Annotated in this window: 15 protein-coding genes and 3 tRNA genes; 7 read left to right on the plus strand and 11 right to left on the minus strand. The window is 33.8% G+C overall.

Annotated features, from left to right (window positions below):
- Positions 1 to 48: 48 nt before the first annotated feature.
- Together fabD and lspA are read left to right on the plus strand one after the other, a co-directional pair.
- Entirely contained in the window at positions 49 to 945 is an 897-nt protein-coding gene (gene fabD, locus AST99_RS00275) for an ACP S-malonyltransferase (RefSeq protein ID WP_057777933.1), read from the plus strand.
- Positions 945 to 1,445, plus strand: coding sequence for a signal peptidase II (gene lspA, locus AST99_RS00280; protein ID WP_057777935.1), 501 nt, complete (start codon positions 945 to 947; stop codon positions 1,443 to 1,445). The genes fabD and lspA overlap by 1 nt, the downstream gene beginning before the upstream one ends.
- Positions 1,446 to 1,485: 40 nt before the next feature.
- Here the strand turns inward: lspA and AST99_RS00285 are convergent, their stop codons facing one another.
- From AST99_RS00285 to AST99_RS00295, 3 genes are all read right to left on the minus strand, one after another.
- Entirely contained in the window at positions 1,486 to 1,677 is a 192-nt protein-coding gene (locus AST99_RS00285) for a hypothetical protein (protein WP_057778020.1), read from the minus strand.
- Positions 1,678 to 1,917: 240 nt separating this feature from the next.
- Positions 1,918 to 2,940 (minus strand): UDP-glucose 4-epimerase GalE, encoded by a 1,023-nt coding sequence (galE, locus tag AST99_RS00290; RefSeq protein WP_057777937.1) that lies wholly within the window; start codon positions 2,938 to 2,940, stop codon positions 1,918 to 1,920.
- Positions 2,933 to 4,066 carry a DegT/DnrJ/EryC1/StrS family aminotransferase gene (locus AST99_RS00295; protein WP_057778021.1) on the minus strand — a complete coding sequence of 378 codons (1,134 nt, stop codon included), beginning with the start codon at positions 4,064 to 4,066 and terminating at the stop codon, positions 2,933 to 2,935. The genes galE and AST99_RS00295 overlap by 8 nt, the downstream gene beginning before the upstream one ends.
- A gap of 156 nt (positions 4,067 to 4,222) precedes the next feature.
- Between AST99_RS00295 and AST99_RS00300 the strand changes: the two genes are divergently transcribed.
- Together AST99_RS00300 and AST99_RS00305 are read left to right on the plus strand one after the other, a co-directional pair.
- Positions 4,223 to 5,464 carry a 3-deoxy-D-manno-octulosonic acid transferase gene (locus tag AST99_RS00300; RefSeq protein WP_057777939.1) on the plus strand — a complete coding sequence of 414 codons (1,242 nt, stop codon included), beginning with the start codon at positions 4,223 to 4,225 and terminating at the stop codon, positions 5,462 to 5,464.
- A gap of 113 nt (positions 5,465 to 5,577) precedes the next feature.
- Positions 5,578 to 6,003 (plus strand): hypothetical protein, encoded by a 426-nt coding sequence (locus tag AST99_RS00305; RefSeq protein WP_069727773.1) that lies wholly within the window; start codon positions 5,578 to 5,580, stop codon positions 6,001 to 6,003.
- 64 nt (positions 6,004 to 6,067) lie between these two features.
- Here AST99_RS00305 and AST99_RS00310 read toward each other — a convergent pair whose 3' ends face one another.
- The 3 genes from AST99_RS00310 to AST99_RS00320 form a co-directional block, all read right to left on the minus strand.
- The gene (locus AST99_RS00310; protein ID WP_057777941.1) at positions 6,068 to 6,460 is read right to left on the minus strand and encodes a hypothetical protein; all 393 of its coding nucleotides are present in this window, start codon (positions 6,458 to 6,460) and stop codon (positions 6,068 to 6,070) included.
- A gap of 70 nt (positions 6,461 to 6,530) precedes the next feature.
- Positions 6,531 to 7,487, minus strand: coding sequence for an aldo/keto reductase (locus AST99_RS00315; RefSeq protein WP_370875279.1), 957 nt, complete (start codon positions 7,485 to 7,487; stop codon positions 6,531 to 6,533).
- Between the two features lie 119 nt (positions 7,488 to 7,606).
- On the minus strand, positions 7,607 to 9,856 hold the full coding sequence (locus tag AST99_RS00320; protein WP_057777946.1) for a transglycosylase domain-containing protein: 2,250 nt from the start codon (positions 9,854 to 9,856) through the stop codon (positions 7,607 to 7,609).
- Positions 9,857 to 10,185: 329 nt separating this feature from the next.
- On the opposite strand from AST99_RS00320, the gene AST99_RS00325 reads away from it, so the two are divergent.
- Positions 10,186 to 12,507, plus strand: coding sequence for a patatin-like phospholipase family protein (locus tag AST99_RS00325; RefSeq protein WP_057777950.1), 2,322 nt, complete (start codon positions 10,186 to 10,188; stop codon positions 12,505 to 12,507).
- A 686-nt stretch (positions 12,508 to 13,193) separates the two neighbouring features.
- Here AST99_RS00325 and AST99_RS00330 read toward each other — a convergent pair.
- The 4 genes from AST99_RS00330 to mutS all read right to left on the minus strand — a co-directional run bounded on the left by AST99_RS00330 (position 13,194) and on the right by mutS (position 16,317).
- Positions 13,194 to 13,279 (minus strand) — tRNA-Leu (locus tag AST99_RS00330).
- An 89-nt stretch (positions 13,280 to 13,368) separates the two neighbouring features.
- A tRNA-Leu gene (locus tag AST99_RS00335) sits at positions 13,369 to 13,454 on the minus strand.
- Between the two features lie 37 nt (positions 13,455 to 13,491).
- Positions 13,492 to 13,563, minus strand: a tRNA-Gly gene (locus tag AST99_RS00340).
- A 132-nt stretch (positions 13,564 to 13,695) separates the two neighbouring features.
- Positions 13,696 to 16,317, minus strand: a complete 2,622-nt coding sequence (gene mutS, locus AST99_RS00345; protein ID WP_057777952.1) for a DNA mismatch repair protein MutS — start codon at positions 16,315 to 16,317, stop codon at positions 13,696 to 13,698.
- Between the two features lie 134 nt (positions 16,318 to 16,451).
- Between mutS and AST99_RS00350 the strand changes: the two genes are divergently transcribed.
- On the plus strand, positions 16,452 to 16,988 hold the full coding sequence (locus AST99_RS00350) for an RNA methyltransferase (protein ID WP_057777954.1): 537 nt from the start codon (positions 16,452 to 16,454) through the stop codon (positions 16,986 to 16,988).
- Here the strand turns inward: AST99_RS00350 and folK are convergent.
- Complete coding sequence (gene folK, locus AST99_RS00355) at positions 16,985 to 18,106, minus strand: 2-amino-4-hydroxy-6-hydroxymethyldihydropteridine diphosphokinase (RefSeq protein ID WP_057777956.1); 1,122 nt, start codon at positions 18,104 to 18,106, stop codon at positions 16,985 to 16,987. The genes AST99_RS00350 and folK overlap by 4 nt on opposite strands.
- A gap of 159 nt (positions 18,107 to 18,265) precedes the next feature.
- Between folK and AST99_RS00360 the strand changes: the two genes are divergently transcribed.
- Entirely contained in the window at positions 18,266 to 18,970 is a 705-nt protein-coding gene (locus AST99_RS00360; protein ID WP_057777958.1) for a queuosine precursor transporter, read from the plus strand.
- Positions 18,971 to 19,080 lie beyond the last annotated feature (110 nt).

The raw sequence follows: 19,080 nt of genomic DNA on the forward strand, positions 1-19,080 counted from the left end.
TTATAATCTAAATATTATTCTTATTTTTACATTTTTAAAATTAAAACTATGAACGCATATATATTTCCTGGTCAAGGTGCCCAATTTTCAGGAATGGGACTTGATCTATACGAAAACTCTAAAGACGCACAAGAATTATTTGAACAAGCAAATTCAATTTTAGGATTTCCTATTACAGATGTTATGTTTGAAGGTAGTGCAGAAGATCTTAAACAAACTAAAGTGACGCAACCTGCTATATTTTTACACTCAGTAATCTTAGCAAAAGGATTAGGAGATAGCTTTAAACCAGATGTAGTTGCAGGGCATTCTTTAGGAGAGTTTTCAGCTTTAGTTGCAGCTGGCGCTTTAACCTTTAAAGATGGTTTAAAATTAGTGTCTCAACGTGCTCAAGCCATGCAAAAAGCATGTGAATTAGCACCAAGTACTATGGCTGCTGTATTAGGTTTAGAAGACAAAATTGTGGAAGATGTATGCGCATCTATAGATGGTGTTGTAGTAGCTGCAAATTACAACTGCCCAGGACAATTAGTTATTTCTGGAGAAACAACAGCTGTAGAAGCAGCTTGTGAAGCCTTAAAAGCTGCTGGAGCAAGACGTGCATTAATATTGCCTGTTGGAGGTGCTTTTCATTCTCCTATGATGGAACCTGCTCGTGAAGAATTAGCTGCTGCAATAGAAAACACAACATTTAGCAAACCTAATTGCCCAATTTATCAGAATGTTACGGCAACTGCTATAACAGATGAGAATGAAATAAAAGCTAATTTAATTTCTCAACTTACAGCTCCCGTACGTTGGACACAATCTGTACAACAAATGATTGCTGATGGAGCAACACATTTTACTGAAGTTGGCCCTGGAAAAGTACTACAAGGATTAGTTAAAAAAATTGATAGATCTGCTGAAACTGCTTCTGCAACTTTTGAAACGTCTGCAAATTAATGAAGCTTTCTAGAACTCAATTCATTGTAGGATTAATAGCTATAAATATTGCACTCGATCAGATTTCTAAATTCCTGGTCAGAGCTTATGTAGCACCTTACGAAACCACAGAATTACTTGGAAATTTATTTATTTTAACCAATGTAGAGAATTCAGGTGCTTTTTTAAGTTTAGGAAGCGATTTAAATCCGACGTTAAAAAGTATTTTTTTACTCATATTACCTATAGCTGTTTTAGGGTACGTAACCTATTACATTTTAACCAATAAGGCTTTAGATAAATATTCTGTATTTGGATTTGCATGTATTATTGGTGGCGGAATTGCTAATGTGTATGACCGAATTTTGTATGGTTCTGTTACCGACTTTTTCCATATTGATTTAGGAGGTGTATTTAAAACCGGAGTGTTTAATGTTGCAGACATGTCTGTAATGTTGGGCATGGGGCTTTTACTCTACTCCAATTTTATAACGACTAAAAACGCAAAACAAAACGCATAAAAAAAGCCTCAAGATAAATTCTTGAGGCTTTTTTATTTTATTATGCTTTTAGGAGACAATCTTCACAATCTTTAATTTCTCCGTAATACGTTTCTCTGTATTTATGCAGTGTTTTAAAAGGCATATTTAAAAACAACATTTTAATATAAGTCACCTTGGTTTGCAACACACCCATTTTAGGTGTAAATCGTGCTTCATTTTTGGTTTCTCGTTTTACCGTAATCAATTTCATAATATCATATTTCATTATAAGTCAAAGATAATGAAACGCATACAAAAAAACTAGATTACTAATCATTACCCTATCATTTAACTATAGAATTACATTATATTCAACGATTTTCGAATCCCTTTAAAAATACTCTATCAAAATTCGGTAAAAAACATAAGTAAAATCTTACTTCTAAACATGAAAAAACCTTCTTTACTGCAAATAGCAAAGAAGGTCTTTATTAAATTAACACTAATTAATTTACTTATTTCTTATTTTTTTCTCCCATTTCCAAGCCGATCTCATAGCATCATCTAAGGTTAATTCAGACGTCCAACCTAACTCTGTATTGGCTTTTTCTGTATCTGCAAATGCCGCAACAACATCGCCTTCGCGACGTGGAGCAATTTTGTAATTTAAGTGTTCTCCAGACACCTTTTCAAAAGACTTAATAGCCTCTAAAACGGTACTTCCCGTGCCTGTACCTAGATTAAACACTTCAAAATTAGTAGTATTTTTACCATCTAACAAGCGTTTTAATGCTATTACATGCGCTTTAGCTAAATCTACAACATGAATATAATCACGCACACATGTTCCGTCTGTAGTTGGATAATCGTCTCCAAATACAGACAATTGTTCGCGTAAACCTACCGCAGTTTGAGTAATAAAAGGAACTAAATTTAAAGGGACTCCAATTGGTAGCTCTCCAATAAGTGCCGATTCGTGAGCACCAATAGGGTTAAAATAGCGTAAAGCAATCGCTTTTAAATTCGGACTTACTTTACAACTGTCTTTTATAATTTCTTCACCAATTTGCTTCGTATTTCCATATGGAGACTCGGCTGGTTTTACAGGTGCATTTTCAGTAATGGGTAATTCGTCTGCTTGACCATAAACCGTACAAGACGAACTGAAAATAAAATTAGCAGCTTGTAGTTTATTTAACTCTTGTAAAACGTAGACTAATGTATTTAGATTATTTTCATAATACAAAAGCGGATTTCCAACACTTTCACCAACAGCTTTACTTGCAGCGAAATGAATTACACCATCAACATCATTATGCGTTCTAAAAAAGTCTTGAACACTTTGTTTATCTTTCAAATCTAACTCTACAAAAAGGGGTTCCTTTCCAGTAATTCCGGTGATTCCTTTTAACACATCTCGAGATGAGTTTGAAAGATTATCAATAATAACCACCTCATAGCCTTCATGCTGAAGTTCTACAACGGTATGAGATCCTATAAATCCAAGGCCTCCAGTAACTAATATTTTACGCATTGATAAATGATTTTACTTTTGTAGTAATATATTCAATCTGGTCGTCGTCTAATTCTGTATGCATAGGTAAAGAAATAACTTCTTTTACCAACTGATTAGTAACTTTAAAATCTGCTTCGTTATAACGGTCGTCTAAATAGGCCTTTTGGTTATGTAAAGGAATTGGATAATACACACCACATGGAATATCGTTTTCATTTAAAAACTTAGCCAAAGCATCACGATCTACGCCTGTTACTTTTAAAGTATATTGGTGAAATACGTGATTGTCTTCTGCTCCACTTCTAAACGGTGTTGTAATATGTTTTTCATCTTTAAAAGCAGCATCGTATTTATTTGCAGCTTCTATTCTCGCTTTATTATAAGTGTCTAAGTTTGGTAATTTAGCACCTAAAACAGCAGCTTGAATGGCATCTAATCTAGAATTTACACCTACCACATCGTGATGATAACGTTCGTACATCCCATGATTAACAATTCCACGAATGGTATGAGCTAATTCATCATTATTTGTAAAAATGGCTCCACCATCTCCATAACAACCTAAGTTTTTAGAAGGGAAAAAAGAAGTTGCAGCAACATCTCCAATAGTACCAGCTTTTACTTTAGTTCCGTTTTTAAAGGTGTAATTTGCACCTATAGCTTGAGCATTATCTTCAATTACAAACAAATTATTTGCTTCTGCTATTTCCATAATAGCTTCCATATTAGCACACTGCCCAAATAAGTGCACAGGCACTATAGCTTTTGTATTTGGTGTAATTGCTTTTTTAATGGCATCGATATCTATATTAAAAGTATCTGGCTCTACATCTACTAAAACTGGAGTTAATTGCAAGAGTGCAATCACCTCAACTGTAGCTGCAAACGTAAAATCTGTTGTAATAACTTCGTCTCCAGGTTTTAATCCTAATCCCATCATTGCAATTTGCAACGCATCTGTACCATTAGCACAAGGAATAACGTGTTTTACATTTAAATACTGTTCTAAATTTTTCTGAAATTCGTGAACCTTTGGTCCGTTTACAAATGCTGTAGTTTCTAAAACGTCTTGAATAGAATCATTTACAACATCCTTTATTCTAGCATATTGACTTTTTAAGTCAACCATTTGAATTTTTCTCATAAAAAAGAAATTAAGGTTCATTACTTCGAAGTATATGAACCATGAAAATTAATAAATCCTTTTGGAACATTAAGCACACGAAATTACGAAAATCAGCAACGTTTACCAATCAAATTATGCCAAAGAAATCCTATTTTTGCCCTAAAGCTTTTTAATTTGAGAATTATATACAATATTGGCATTTTCCTAGCGAATTATTTACTTCAACTCATTGGTCTGTTCAATGTAAAGATTAAATCTGGTGTGCTTGGCCGTAAAGAAACTTTCGATAAATTAAAAAACAATATTTTACCTACAGATAACACACTTTGGTTTCACTGTGCCTCTTTAGGTGAGTACGAACAAGGTCTCCCGGTCTTTTCCGAAATAAAAAAACAATATCCCAACCATAAAGTTATACTGTCTTTCTTTTCGCCTTCTGGGTACGAGATTAGAAAACATACTCCCCTTGCAGACTGTGTTGTGTATTTACCTTTGGACTCTAAAAGTAATGCGCATAGATTTTTAGATTTAGTTCACCCAGAACTTACGGTTTTTGTAAAATATGATATCTGGCCGAATGTTTTAAAGGAATTAAAACGCAGACAAGGCAGAGCCATATTAATTTCCGCATTATTTAGAAAAGAGCAGATTTTCTTTAAAAGCTATGGTACATTTATGAAAGATGCATTATTTGCTTTCGAACATATTTTTACCCAAAACGTAGCTTCTAAACAATTATTAGAATCGGTAAACTATAATAACGTAAGCGTATCTGGAGACACACGTTTTGATCGCGTAGCCAATCAATTAGAAATTGACAATACGTTAAATTTTATAGCCGAATTTAAACAAGACAAATTATGTTTTATAGCCGGAAGTACTTGGCCTGAAGACGAAAAATTATTAGTTAACTATATTAATAATGAAGCGGCAGCAGATGTAAAATTTATTATTGCACCACATAACATTAAGCCAAATCAGATTGCTCAACTAAAAAACAGTCTAAAAGTAGAAACTGTATTGTTTTCAGAAAAAGCAAATAAAACACGCTCTACCGCAACCGTTTTTATAATTGATACGATAGGTATATTAACGAAAATCTATAATTATGCAGACATTGCATATGTGGGGGGAGCAATAGGCACAACAGGATTACACAACACTTTGGAACCCGCAGTATTTGGAGCACCTATAATTATTGGTAATCATTTCGATAAATTTCCAGAAGCTAAAGCCATGTTGGATCACGAAGGTTTATTTTCTGTTAGCAATCAAACCCAATTAAATCAAATAGTTAACAAACTTATTGAAGACGAAAATTTCAGAAAAACAGCTGGGGCTAAAAATGCTTTATATATTAACAAAAATAAAGGCGCTGTAAGTATAATACGTCTCCATTTAAGCAAAAAAAGTTAAATATTCTCATTTTTAACTAAAATTTAGAAGAAATTAACATTTTAAATATGATGATTTCTAAGAAGTTATTACCTTGGCCCTTGAAAATTAACAATAACTATAACATTCAAATTATGAAAAAAATTATTTTAAGTGCTGCCCTTGTGTTTGCTTTAGGAACAACATTCACATCTTGTAGAGACGTAAAAGAAAAAGCTGAAAGCGCTACTGAAGCTACAGGTGAAGCAATGGATGATGCTGCTGATGCTGTAGAAGGTGCTGCAAAAGACACTAAAGACGCTGTAAACGATGCTGCTGATGCAACAGGTGAAGCTATTGAAGGAGCTGCTAATGATGCTGGTGAAGCAGTAGACGGTGCAGTAGATGCAACAGGTGAAGCAATGGACAACGCTGCTGATGCTGTTGAAGGTGCTGCAACTGATGCTAAAGATGCCGCTGGTAAAGCTGTAGATGATGCTTCTAGTGCTGTAGAAGGTGCTGCAAAAGACACTAAAGATGCTGCGACTAAAGCTGCAAATGACGCTATGAAAACTAAATAATTAGTAACAATAGTATAAATAATAAAAATCCCTTGTATTAACTTTACAAGGGATTTTTTTATGCCTAAAATATTAAACTTGCCATTTTATATTTTCGTTTAAAAGGCTTGATTTTAGAATTGACTTGCTTTTTATAAGACGATAAAGCCGTATCATTTCCAAAGGCCTTACCCAAAACGCCTTCACGTTCTTTTTTTCGACTGGCGATTTTAGATTTTTTAGCATCATCGTCGTCAGAACTTCCCATAATTCCTACAACATCGCTAACAAAACTTTTATTTTCTGTTTCAACTTTAGAACTAACGTCTGAAGCTAATCCAGAATCACTACCTGGCTTTAATGCCGAGAGTAAATCTGTCGAAAACTCTGGCGAGGGCAGTTTAATACTTTGCGCTTCAATATCTACAGACACAAATGCAAAAACAATAAAACATAAATAAACAAATGATTTTTTCATAATTAATAACTTTTATGGTTGAAGTCTAAATTTAGTTATTAATATGTAATAGCCCGATATTTTTGTAAAATTATGATTGTAAAACAGATTCAATAGCCTCTAATTCTGATGCAGAAAACTCTAAATTATCAAGTGCACCTAAATTATCTAGTAGTTGTGATTCACTACTTACACCTACCAAAACAGAAGTAATTCTATCATCTTTTAATAACCACGCCACAGCCATTTGCGCTAAACTTTGGTTACGCTTTTCTGCAATAGCATTTAACTGTGTAACTTGTGCTAATACGGCTTTAGTAATGGTTTCTTTTTGAAGAAACCCTGTAGACTTTGCAGCTCGGGATTGTTCTGGAATGCCTTTTAAATATTTAGACGTTAAAATACCCTGTTGTAATGGCGAAAATGCAATTGCACCTATACCTTCGTCTCCTAACACTTCTAAAAGCCCATCTTCAACCCAACGATCCATCATATTGTATCTTGGTTGATGAATTAAACATGGGGTTCCTAAATCTTTTAATATCCGCGATGCTTTTAAAGTATCTTCTGCATTATAATTTGAAATACCAACATACAATGCCTTCCCCTGCCGTACAATTAAATCTAAGGCAGCCATAGTTTCCTCTAAAGGCGTGTTTGGATCTGGACGATGATGATAAAAAACATCGACGTAGTCTAAGCCCATTCGTTGTAAACTCTGGTCTAAACTAGAGACCAAATATTTCTTAGATCCCCATTCTCCATAAGGACCAGGCCACATTCTATATCCTGCTTTTGTAGAAATAATAAGCTCGTCGCGATAAGGCACAAAGCTTTCTTTAAAAATACTACCAAAATTAGATTCTGCACTGCCAGGAGGCGGCCCGTAATTATTCGCTAAATCAAAATGTGTAATACCTTTATCAAAAGCAGTATGCAACATTTGCTTTCCATTACTTAACTTATCTACATCTCCAAAATTATGCCACAACCCTAACGATAAGGGAGGTAGTACTAATCCGCTTTTTCCACACCGTCTATACGGCATCGTATTATATCTATCACTATTTGCTTGATACATGTTCTTGTAATTAATTCTACGTTATTGTCAAAAATATAAAATAATTACACCACCGTATAATTACCTAAACGAATATAAAACAGCACCTATTCTCCAAATGCTTTTTCCTTTTTCTTTTTTCCGAAAAGGCGTTTAAAAAATCCATCACGCTTGTCTGGATCACAATCTAACGCTTCTAAAACGTCGTCTGAAGGGGTTTTAAACTTAGCCTGTGTAATGCTATTAAAATCGTTATTATTATTTAATCGGGATACAAAATTAGCAACAATAGGTAATGCTGAATTTGCTCCCTGACCAATGCCTGTACTACTAAAACCAATGCGGTGATCGTCGTTTCCAACCCAAGATCCCATAACAAGATTAGGAGTAATACTCATAAACCAACCGTCACGATTGTCTTGAGTAGTTCCTGTTTTTCCAGCCATATCGTTAGATAACCCATAAGTAGAACGTATGCGCTTTGCTGTTCCTTCATTAATAGTGGCTTTCATAAACTCGATCATAGTTTCTCTAGTTTGTTCTGAATAAGCAGCATCTAATGGGGTACTAGGTTTATATCCGTATAAAACACGTCCGTCTTTATCTTCAATTTTTTCAATAAAATAAGGTCTCGAGGGCACACTTTCATTCACATAACTCGTGTAAGCCGACGTTAATTCCATAAGCGATAATTCTGCCGTTCCTAAAGCCAACGAAGGCACTTCTGGCAAATCTGAAACCACACCCATTTTACGAGCCTGATCTATTACTGGCTGAATCCCTACTTGTTCTAAAACCTTAACAGCTATTGTATTTATAGATCTACTCAAAGCAGTTTCTAATGAATAATTCATGTAAGGATCGTCTTCTCCATCTGAGGCATTAGATGGCGTCCATCCCTCTTCATCTGTATATGTAATTTCTTTTACAGAAAAATAAGCACACGGTTCTAATCCCGATTCTAATGCTGCTGTATATACAAAAGGTTTAAATGTTGATCCTACTTGCCGTTTACCCATGGATATATGATCGTATTTAAAATGCTCAAAATTCACACCTCCAACATAAGCCCTTACAGCTCCAGTTTGCGGTTCTATAGCCACAAAACCAGCATTGAGAAATTTTAAATAATGCTTTAAACTATCTATAGTCGATATGGACATAATAGTATCTCCTTCATATGTAAACAACGGTTTCTTAGATTTTTTTCGTAGTGAATCCATAATTTGAGCTTCCGACAGCTTCTTTGCTTGTAAACGTTTATACTCTGGTAATTTTTGGACAACTTCTTGTATCAATTCGTCATTTTTTAACCAAGGCGCGTGCGCACCATATGCATTTTCAAATTGAGTTTGTAAACGTTCCATATGGCTAATCATACCTTGTTCTGCGTATTCTTGCATGGTATTATCTAAGGTAGTGGTAATTTTAAGACCATCTGTGTACAAATCATACTCCGTATCATCAGCACTGTTAATACTATCTAAAACCTGAGACACTTGCTTTCTAACTTGCTCTCTAAAATAAGGCGCTAAACCTTCATTATAGGTGAATTTATGGTAATCGATTTCTATTGGAGTATTGCTCTCTTTTAATCGAGTAGCTTCATCTATATAACCATATTTTTCCATTTGTTGCAACACCACATCACGACGAAACTGACTGCGTTCTGGAAACAATCGCGGATTATAACTGTGGTTAGCTTTTAAACTTCCTACTAAGGTAGAAGCTTCCGACAGACTAAGATTACTGGTTGTGGTATTAAAAAAGCGCTGGGCTGCACTTTCTATACCAAAAGTATTTTCACTAAACGGCACAGTATTTAAATAAAGCGCTATAATGTCGTCTTTATCGTAAATCGCTTCAATTCTAGAAGCAATAATCATTTCTGAAATTTTATTTACAGGCATTGAAAATAACCCATGGTTTTTTCTGCCATATAAATTTTTAGCCAATTGTTGAGTTATCGTGCTTCCGCCTCCGGCAGAATCGTCTTGCAGCAATACACTTTTAAAAAACACTCTAAAAAAGCTTTTATAATCTATGCCTTCGTGCTCATAAAAACGAGCATCTTCTGTAGCCACTAAGCCGTTTACTAGATATTTAGGAATATCTTTAAACTCAATGATACTTCTATCAAACACAAAATATTTTCCTAGTAAGTCTTCATTACGATCTAGGATTAGACTGGCTTCAGCTTGTTTTAAATCGGACAACTCTGTTTTAGAAGGTATTTTTCCCCAAACTTCTAAATAAATACTTCCTATAAAAAGTAATACTAAAAGCGCTCCGAACAGAACTAGTTTTATTAGTATACCTAACCATGACCTTTTTTTAAGTTTTGTTTGTTTTTTCAATGTTATATTTTAAAATGTTAAACCCCAGCATAAAACCTAATTAACCGTTAGTGTTTTATACAAAAAAAACTAAATAAGGACCTTTTAATTTCCTATAAAGTTTGAATTAATAATTAACGCATTTAATCCCGAAATAGTCTTATAATGTTTTTTTATTACTGATTAAAATTAACCATATCCATTGAATAATTTTCAGTTTTATGAGCTTTTAAAACATTTTAAATGTAATTTAAGTTCTATAATTTCAACATCGATGTTCTAAATTATTTTGAGTTACATTTGCATATCGTCCTATCTTGGTATTATCAACACTTATTTCCTTTATCAAAATGAATAATCTGAACAAATTTTTTATTCTATTAAGCTGTATATTATTACCTATTTTAGGTAACGCACAAGATAAAGACAAACCTAAAGTAGCATTGGTATTAAGTGGCGGTGGTGCTTTAGGAATTGCACATATTCCGACCCTCCAAAAACTAGACTCCTTAGGTATAGTGCCCGATTTAATAATTGGGACAAGTATGGGAAGTATTGTAGGAGCCCTATACTCTATTGGTTATACTGGTGACGAAATTGCAGAGCTTTCTAAAACCACAGATTGGGACGCCTTATTTGGGGGCAAAGTATCTATAAATAGCGTCAGTAACGAAGAAAAGAGTGAATTTGGCCGTTATTCTTTAGGATTTGAAGTTATTGATAAGAAACCAAAACCTGTACTTGCCATATTAAACGATCAAAACTTAAGAGAGTTCTTTAGCGTCATAACATTTCCAGTGTATAATGTTACCGATTTCGATAAATTTCCCATTCCGTTTAGAGCCATGGCTACAGATATTGTAAATGGGAAACAGGTTGTTATATCTAAAGGTTCTTTAACTTCTGCAATGCGAGCAAGCATGTCTATTCCCGGTGTTTTTAAACCTGTAGAATACGAAAACACCTTATTAGTAGATGGTGGTGTTTTAAACAATTTCCCTGTAGATATTGCACAACAACTAGGTGCAGATTTTATTATAGGAAGCGAGGTTAGCGGGGGTTTACAACCTAAGGAAAAATTAAGTAATCTAGAAACGCTTCTTCTTCAAACAGGTATGCTTTCCAGTAACTTGTTGAGTGAAAAAAATAAACAAGCGTGTGACATATTAATTGATAACGTTCCCAATTTAAAATTTACGCCAGGCGATTTCGATAAGTCTGAAATGATATATGAACAAGGTAAAAAAGCGGTTTTAGACAATGAAGACAAGTTTAAAGCGCTTGCAGATATGCTAAAACCTTACAAACAACGTAAACACGAAAAACCCGAAATTCAAGAATATACAATTTTAGACACCATTGTGTATAAAGGAATTAGCAAAAACAACCTGAGACTAGTACAATGTAGATCGGGTTTAGAAGAGAAAAAAGAATATAGTATTGATCAAGCCAGAACACATATAAACAGAATATTAGGCACCAATTTATTTAGCGCCATATATGCAAATCCTATATTGGATAAGGATTATAACGGACTTGAAATTACAGTTAAAGAAAAGGCACATAATCAAGTTAAGGTTGCAGCCCATTTTGACGATTACAGAGGTGTTGGACTTATATTTAACTATACGGGACGAAACATTATTGGAGCTTCTTCTCGTATTCTTACAACGCTTGATATTGCCGAACAACCTAAGTTTAAAATTCAATACCAAAAAATATTTGGAAAAAATAAAGACTTCTGGTTTAGATCTGAAATTTTTGGAGAAAAACTAGATCAGGATGTTATTGTGAGTGGAGAAACTGTAGATGAAATGAATTATAAATATCTACAATTTGATAATGAAATAAATCGTAACATTCACACACTTAACAGCTATGCCGGTTTAGGAATAGATTATCAATCTACCGTATTAAAACCAGAGGCAGACCCAGACATTCTAAACAACGTATTTAACCTTGTAAATTATAAATACAGAACCTTAGAAGTATATGGACAATATACTTACAATACCTTGAACGAAGTATTTATCCCTACGAAAGGCTTAAATATAGAAGCAAAAATAGGACGAACTATTGCAAATGATGTAGAAGCCAGTTTCTACGACAGATCTTTATCGAGTAATCAATCTGGACGCACAAATGGATTTACTAAATTTAGATTTCATTTAAAAAATGTAGAAACATTTCGTGATAATTTAAGCTTAATTTTAGGTGCTAATATTGGGTTCACATTTTTAGATAAACTAGAAGCAAACGACATCTCTTTTCTAGAATTAGGTTATGGGGCCAACTATTATTTAGGTGGAAATTTACAACGTCCTAGAAAAGATGATTTTGTTTTTTACGGGCTTTTAGAAGATGAGTTACCTGTCACTCAATTTATAAGTGCCAATGTCGCATTGCAATACCAATTCCTGAAAAAACTATACCTTACTCCTCATTTCGATATTGCATCAGTAGGATTTAGTACTTTTAATAACTATACCGAAGATGCCTTTAAACCAAAAGGAGAATGGAAAGACAATATTGAAACCAGTGAACTAATATCACTAGGCACAAAACTGACTTACAACTCTATGATTGGCCCCATAGGTTTAGACTTTACTTGGGTAAATAGCACAGATAAATTTAGAGTGTTTTTTGGAATTGGTATTCCTTTAGGACGCTAAATTAAATAGTATATTTTATATAAATAAAACTACAATTCAGATGCTAATGGCACTTCTACAATATCAGAAAACAATTCACCATTTGTATTCATACCATTAATAAAGAGTTTAATTTTGTGCCTTGTGGCAATACCGAAACACTTAAATTTGAAGCCACAGCACTACCTTTAATATTAAAACCTAACCCTAAAGAATCCCCCTACAACCTCATTCTGTTTTACATCAATTTTAATTTCATTTTTAGTTTCTAAATAAAAATGAGGCTCTGCTACAGGGTTGTTATTCGCATTAAATAAAGTAATTGTATTTACACCATTAAAAAGATGCGCTTTAGCAATAGGAATACTGTAACAAGATTTTTCATAGAAGAAGTGTTTGGTTACATAATAGCTGTTAGATGCAAAAGAAGATTACAAATTCATAATTCTCAATTTTGCTTCATTTTCAACAAGTCTCAAGACTATACCAATTTAACCATTAAAAAACAAAAATCACCTAAAAAACAACACATTACAGCAATATGACTTGTTATTATAACAAAAAAAAGACTTAAATAGAAAAGACAAACTGATCCTTTCACAACCATTCGAAGCACAAAGAATAAGATATAGAGGAAAAATAAAAGCATTTAAAACTAAGACATGCTATAAAACAAAAAAGCCTTTATCTTAAGATAAAGGCTTTAGTACAGAAAGCGGGACTTGAACCCGCACGGGCATTACTACCCATTGGATTTTAAGTCCAACGTGTCTACCAATTCCACCATTTCTGCATGGTATATAATTTATTAAAACAATCTCTATAAATACAGAGATTGAAAATAATAATAAAAAAGCCTCTATCTTACGATAAAGGCTTTAGTACTGAAGGCGGGACTTGAACCCGCACGGGCATTACTACCCATTGGATTTTAAGTCCAACGTGTCTACCAATTCCACCACTTCAGCATTTGGTATATTTTCAATAAATTAGAACAGTGTATAGAGCGAAAGACGGGATTTGAACCCGCGACCCTCACCTTGGCAAGGTGATGCTCTACCCCTGAGCTACTTTCGCGTAGTGTCTTAATGAACGTAGCAACATAATTGTTGCGGGTGCAAATTTAGGACTTTTCTTGGTATCTCAAAGCTTTTTCATTAAAAAAATTAAATTATTTTTTAAATAATTGAAAATCAAGATCAAATTAGTTTAATTTTTCACAGTCTTACCTGGTTTTATCAGCATTCTTTTAATTTCATTTAGTTTCATTAGCGCTTCAACAGGCGTTAAGGTGTCGATATCTGTGTTGATAATTTCGTCTTTTATATTTTCTAAAAGCGGGTCGTCTAAATTAAAAAAACTTAATTGTAAATCGTCTGATAATGTTTTAACCTTATCTGTTAACTCTTCACTAGAATGCGATTTTTCTAATTTCTTTAAAATCGTATTCGCACGATGTAAAACTTGCTGTGGCATTCCCGCCATTTTAGCCACATGTATACCAAAACTATGCTCGCTACCACCTTCAACCAGTTTACGTAAAAACAAGACATTGTCTTTTAATTCTTTTACCGACACATTAAAATTCTTAATTCGCGGAAACGTTTCTGTCATTTCATTTAACTCATGATAATGCGTGGCAAACAACGTTTTTGCTTTTGCAGGATGTTCATGTAAATATTCACTAATTGCCCAAGCAATAGAAATCCCATCGTAGGTACTGGTACCGCGTCCAATTTCGTCTAGCAATACCAAACTTCGCTCTGACATATTGTTAAGAATAGATGCCGTTTCATTCATCTCGACCATAAATGTAGATTCACCCATCGAGATATTATCACTCGCTCCTACTCTAGTAAATATTTTATCGACTATACCTATTCTAGCCGATTTAGCAGGCACAAAACTTCCGATTTGAGCTAACAATACAATAAGTGCTGTCTGACGTAAAATAGCAGATTTACCAGACATGTTTGGCCCAGTAATCATAATAATTTGTTGCGAAGAGCGGTCTAAAAACACATCGTTCGCAATATAAGGTTCGCCAATGGGCAATTGCTTTTCAATTACAGGATGACGTCCTTCAACAATTTCTAAATCGAATGTATCATCTAAAACAGGATATACATAATTATTATCGGTCGCTAATTGTGCAAATCCGCATAAACAATCTAATTGTCCAATTAAAAAGGCATTTTGTTGTACAGGTTTTATATACTGACTCATCCACGATACTAAATCTGCGAATAATTTTTGTTCTATAGCCAGAATACGTTCCTCAGCACCTAAAATCTTAGCTTCGTATTCCTTTAACTCTTCAGTAATATAGCGCTCTGCACTTACTAAGGTTTGTTTTCTAATCCACTCTTCAGGAACCTTGTCTTTATGCGTGTTTCTAACTTCTATATAATAACCAAAGACGTTGTTTGAGGCAATCTTTAAAGATGTTATTCCCGTACGTTCGCATTCGCGTTCTAACATGGCATCTAAATAATTCTTTCCTGAAGTTGATAACCCACGAAGCTCATCCAACTCGGTCGAAAATCCTTCAGCAATGGTATGTCCTTTTAATACGTTTACAGGTGCTTCTTCATTTAAAGTCTGCTTAATTTTCTCACGCAAGACATCGCAACTCTGTAATTTATCTCCTATAATTTTTAAAGCATCATTTGGAGATTGAGACGCTAATGCTTTGATTGGCACTATGGCTTCTAATGAATTTTTAAGCTGAATAACCTCACGCGGACTCACCTTTGTAGTCGCTACCTTTGAAATTAAACGTTCTAAATCGCCGATGTGTTTTATATGCTGACGTATTTTTTGATGTGTGTCCTTTTCTTTAGTCAGAAAATCAACTACTTCGTGGCGCTGATTAACTTTTTTCGCATCTTTTAAAGGCAAAGCCAACCACCGTTTTAATAAGCGTCCGCCCATAGGCGAAATGGTTTTATCTATAATATGAAGTAAAGTAACTGCATTATTATTGGTAGAATTATACAATTCTAAATTACGCATAGTAAAACGGTCCATCCACACATAATCATCTTCTGCAATGCGCGAAATAGAGGTAATATGCTCTAATTTATTATGCTGTGTTTCGCCTAAGTAATGCAATACTGAACCTGAAGCAATAATACCTTCATCTAAATTTTCGACACCAAAACCTTTTAGAGTTCTAGTATTAAAATGTTTTAATAACGTTTCATTAGTATAATCGGTTTGGTAAACCCAATCTTCTAAATGAAACACATGATGATCGTCGCCAAAAGCTTCAACAAAAGTTTTTCGTTTTTGTTTTGAAACTAATATTTCACTCGGATTAAAATTCTGAAGTAACTTATCGATGTATTCTTCGTCTCCTTGCGAGGTTAAAAACTCACCTGTAGAAATATCTAAAAATGATATTCCGATATTGGTTTTCCCAAAATGCACTGCACACAAAAAGTTGTTCGATTTGGATTTTAAAACCTCATCGTTTAAAGACACACCTGGCGTAATTAATTCGGTAACGCCACGTTTTACTATCGTTTTGGTTTGTTTTGGGTCTTCTAACTGGTCGCAAATCGCCACACGCTCGCCTGCTTTTACTAATTTTGGCAAATACGTATTTATAGAATGATGCGGAAATCCTGCTAATTCTATCTCACTTTCGCTTCCGGCACCACGTTTTGTCAGGGTAATATCTAAAATTCCAGCCGTCTTAACTGCGTCTGAACCAAAGGTTTCATAAAAATCGCCAACACGAAATAACAACAAAGCATCGGGATACTTTGCTTTAATCGCATTATATTGTTTCATTAACGGCGTTTCTTTTTTCGTTTTTTTTGCCAAGGGTAAGACGTTTTTTAGTGTTATTTTTGCATTCTAAATAGCGTTGCAATGTAACCATAATTTGATTTTTTTAAAAATATGAAGGAACCTATTCAGAAAATCAATAGAATTAAAGAATACAGAAATTAAATAGTATGCGTAAATTAAAAAATAGCGAATTAGATAGATTGAGTGTTGAAGATTTTAAAGACACTAAGAAAACGCGACTTATTATAGTGCTTGATAATATTAGAAGTTTAAATAATATTGGTTCGGTATTTAGAACTAGTGACGCTTTTTTAATTGAAAAAATTTACCTCTGTGGCATTACGGCAACACCTCCACATAAAGACATACATAAAACGGCTTTAGGAAGTACAGATACTGTAGCTTGGGAACATGCAGAACACACTTTAGATGTTGTTGAAAAATTACAAGCTGAACACGTAAAAGTGCTAAGTATTGAACAAGCTGAACACGCCACCATGCTTGATGAATTCACTCCTAAAGCAAACACCACCTATGCTTTAGTTTTTGGAAACGAAGTAAAAGGTGTCGCGCAAAACGTAGTAAGCGCAAGTGATATGGTGATTGAAATTCCGCAGTTCGGAACCAAACATTCACTTAATATTTCGGTAAGTGCTGGTGTAGTAATTTGGGATGTATTTAGTAAGATGAAAGCTTTAAGTTAAGAACAAATTGCTTTTAATACACTTAAATAATCGGCACGATTGGCCACAAAATCCATATCGGAAATATCGATAATTTTAACTTTTAATTCGGTCTGATTTTTTAAAAACTCAAGATATCCTAAATTGATTTTATTAAGGTAATCGTCTTCAATTTGCTGTTCGTATTCTCGTCCGCGTTTTTTAATGTTTTGCTGTAAACGCTCTGTATTTTGGTATAAGTATACATACAAATCGGGTTTCGCAATATCTTTATACATAATGTAAAACAGCTTTCTATAAAGCTTAAACTCGTCTTCTTGAAGCGTAATTCTAGAAAAAATTAAAGATTTAAATACATCGTAATCGCTTACAATAAAATCTTTAAACAAATCGAGCTGAGATAAATCATCTGAAATTTGCTGATAACGGTCTGCCAGAAACGACATTTCTAACGGAAAGGCATATCTTGGGCCATCCTCGTAAAATTTTGGTAAAAACGGATTATCGGCGAAACGCTCTAAAACTAATTTGGCATTAAAATCTTCAGACATTTTTGTAGCCAAACTTGTTTTTCCAGCACCAATATTTCCTTCAATAGCGATAAAATTTTGATGAGAAAAATTAAAGTTGGTAATCGGGTTTACTAACTTCTGAGCTACCGGTGATAATTCGCTAGAATCTTCACAACCCTCTAATAACATCTTTACTGATTCCATTAAAACGGGATGTTCTAATTTCGATGCAATATCGTTTAAAGGCAATAGTACGAATTTGCGTTTTTGCATTTCAGGGTGTGGCACCTTTAGTAATTCTGTATTTATAATTTCATCTTCAATAAAAATAATATCCAAATCAATAACACGAGCTTCATAACCTGCACCTTCAGTTCGTGTACGTCCCAATGCCGTTTCAATGTCTAATAAAGTTTGCATCACTTCATCTGGCTGAAGTTCTGTTTTAACTATCAAGCATGCATTTAAAAAGGGATCACTTTCAAATCCAAAAGCAGGTGATGTATACACTTTGGACAAATTTTCAACAGCACCAATTAGGTCGAACATACGATTAACAGCCAATTGTAAATTTTGAAATCTGTCGCCTTTATTGCTTCCTATAGATATGTAAACGTGTTTTGCCATGAACTAAAATATGGGCAAATTAAAGAAAAGTAATTTACTTAGAGGGCCATTTTTACATTAAAGAGGGATAAAAATTTAACTCTCAAAACCCGAGAGTTTTAAATATGAAAATGTGATTTTAAAATTAAATATGTAGGTTTGTTTTTGAATTTTACATCTATGGATAAGAAGAATCTCTTTCTAGCACATCGTATCTACCTATTACTAGGCGCTTTATTTATGACCTCTTTAGTGGTATCGAATCTTATTTTTCAAAAATTCTTTTATTGGTATCCGTTCAACATCACCATATTTGGCGCCAACCTATTTGAAGTTTCAGTAGGTATACTTCCGTACCCTATTACGTTTTTAATAACTGACTTAATTAGTGAAATTTATGGTAAAAAAGCGGCTAATCAAATTGTAGTAACCGGAATATTTGCTTCTGTATTTTCTATGGCAATAATTTATCTCTCAGATGCTGTTCCGGCAACATCTTGGTCGCCTGTAAACGATGCTAAATTTACAAGTGTTTTTGGAAGTACAGTTATTGCTGTTTTAGCAAGTATGATGGCATATTTATTTGCTCAATTTATAGATATTCAGATTTATCACTACTGGAAAACGCTCACTAAAGGGAAACATTTGTGGTTACGCAACAATTTTTCCACTTTTTTATCACAATTTATCGACACATTGACTGTTTTATTGCTACTTTGTTTTTTTGGTAAACTAGAATGGACTAAATTTGCCGGGTTATTAATCAGCGGATTTTTATTTAAAGTCTTAATGGCTTTATTTGATACTCCGTTTTTATATTTAGGCGTTTATCTATTTAGAAGGCGTTTCAATCTAAAAGTAAACGAAGAAATACAACTAATCTAGCACTTAGCACCTGCCTTTTTACTCTGTATTTATGTAAATTCAGCTTAATTCTTCATTTTTAACGAATTAAGTGTAAATATATTTGGATTTATTAAAAATAAGTTTACATT

The organism is Formosa algae, assembly GCF_001439665.1.
Classification (GTDB): Bacteria; Bacteroidota; Bacteroidia; order Flavobacteriales; family Flavobacteriaceae; genus Formosa; species Formosa algae.

Coding starts and splice junctions, on each gene's coding strand:
- AST99_RS00315 (WP_370875279.1), bottom strand. CDS start 7,487: ATGCCGTATAGACGGTGTGGAAAAAGCGGATTAGTACTACCTCCCTTA.
- AST99_RS00325 (WP_057777950.1), top strand. CDS start 10,186: ATGAATAATCTGAACAAATTTTTTATTCTATTAAGCTGTATATTATTA.
- AST99_RS00310 (WP_057777941.1), bottom strand. CDS start 6,460: ATGAAAAAATCATTTGTTTATTTATGTTTTATTGTTTTTGCATTTGTG.
- lspA (WP_057777935.1), top strand. CDS start 945: ATGAAGCTTTCTAGAACTCAATTCATTGTAGGATTAATAGCTATAAAT.
- AST99_RS00350 (WP_057777954.1), top strand. CDS start 16,452: ATGCGTAAATTAAAAAATAGCGAATTAGATAGATTGAGTGTTGAAGAT.
- fabD (WP_057777933.1), top strand. CDS start 49: ATGAACGCATATATATTTCCTGGTCAAGGTGCCCAATTTTCAGGAATG.
- folK (WP_057777956.1), bottom strand. CDS start 18,106: ATGGCAAAACACGTTTACATATCTATAGGAAGCAATAAAGGCGACAGA.
- AST99_RS00360 (WP_057777958.1), top strand. CDS start 18,266: ATGGATAAGAAGAATCTCTTTCTAGCACATCGTATCTACCTATTACTA.
- AST99_RS00305 (WP_069727773.1), top strand. CDS start 5,578: ATGAAAAAAATTATTTTAAGTGCTGCCCTTGTGTTTGCTTTAGGAACA.
- AST99_RS00285 (WP_057778020.1), bottom strand. CDS start 1,677: ATGAAATTGATTACGGTAAAACGAGAAACCAAAAATGAAGCACGATTT.
- galE (WP_057777937.1), bottom strand. CDS start 2,940: ATGCGTAAAATATTAGTTACTGGAGGCCTTGGATTTATAGGATCTCAT.
- AST99_RS00295 (WP_057778021.1), bottom strand. CDS start 4,066: ATGAGAAAAATTCAAATGGTTGACTTAAAAAGTCAATATGCTAGAATA.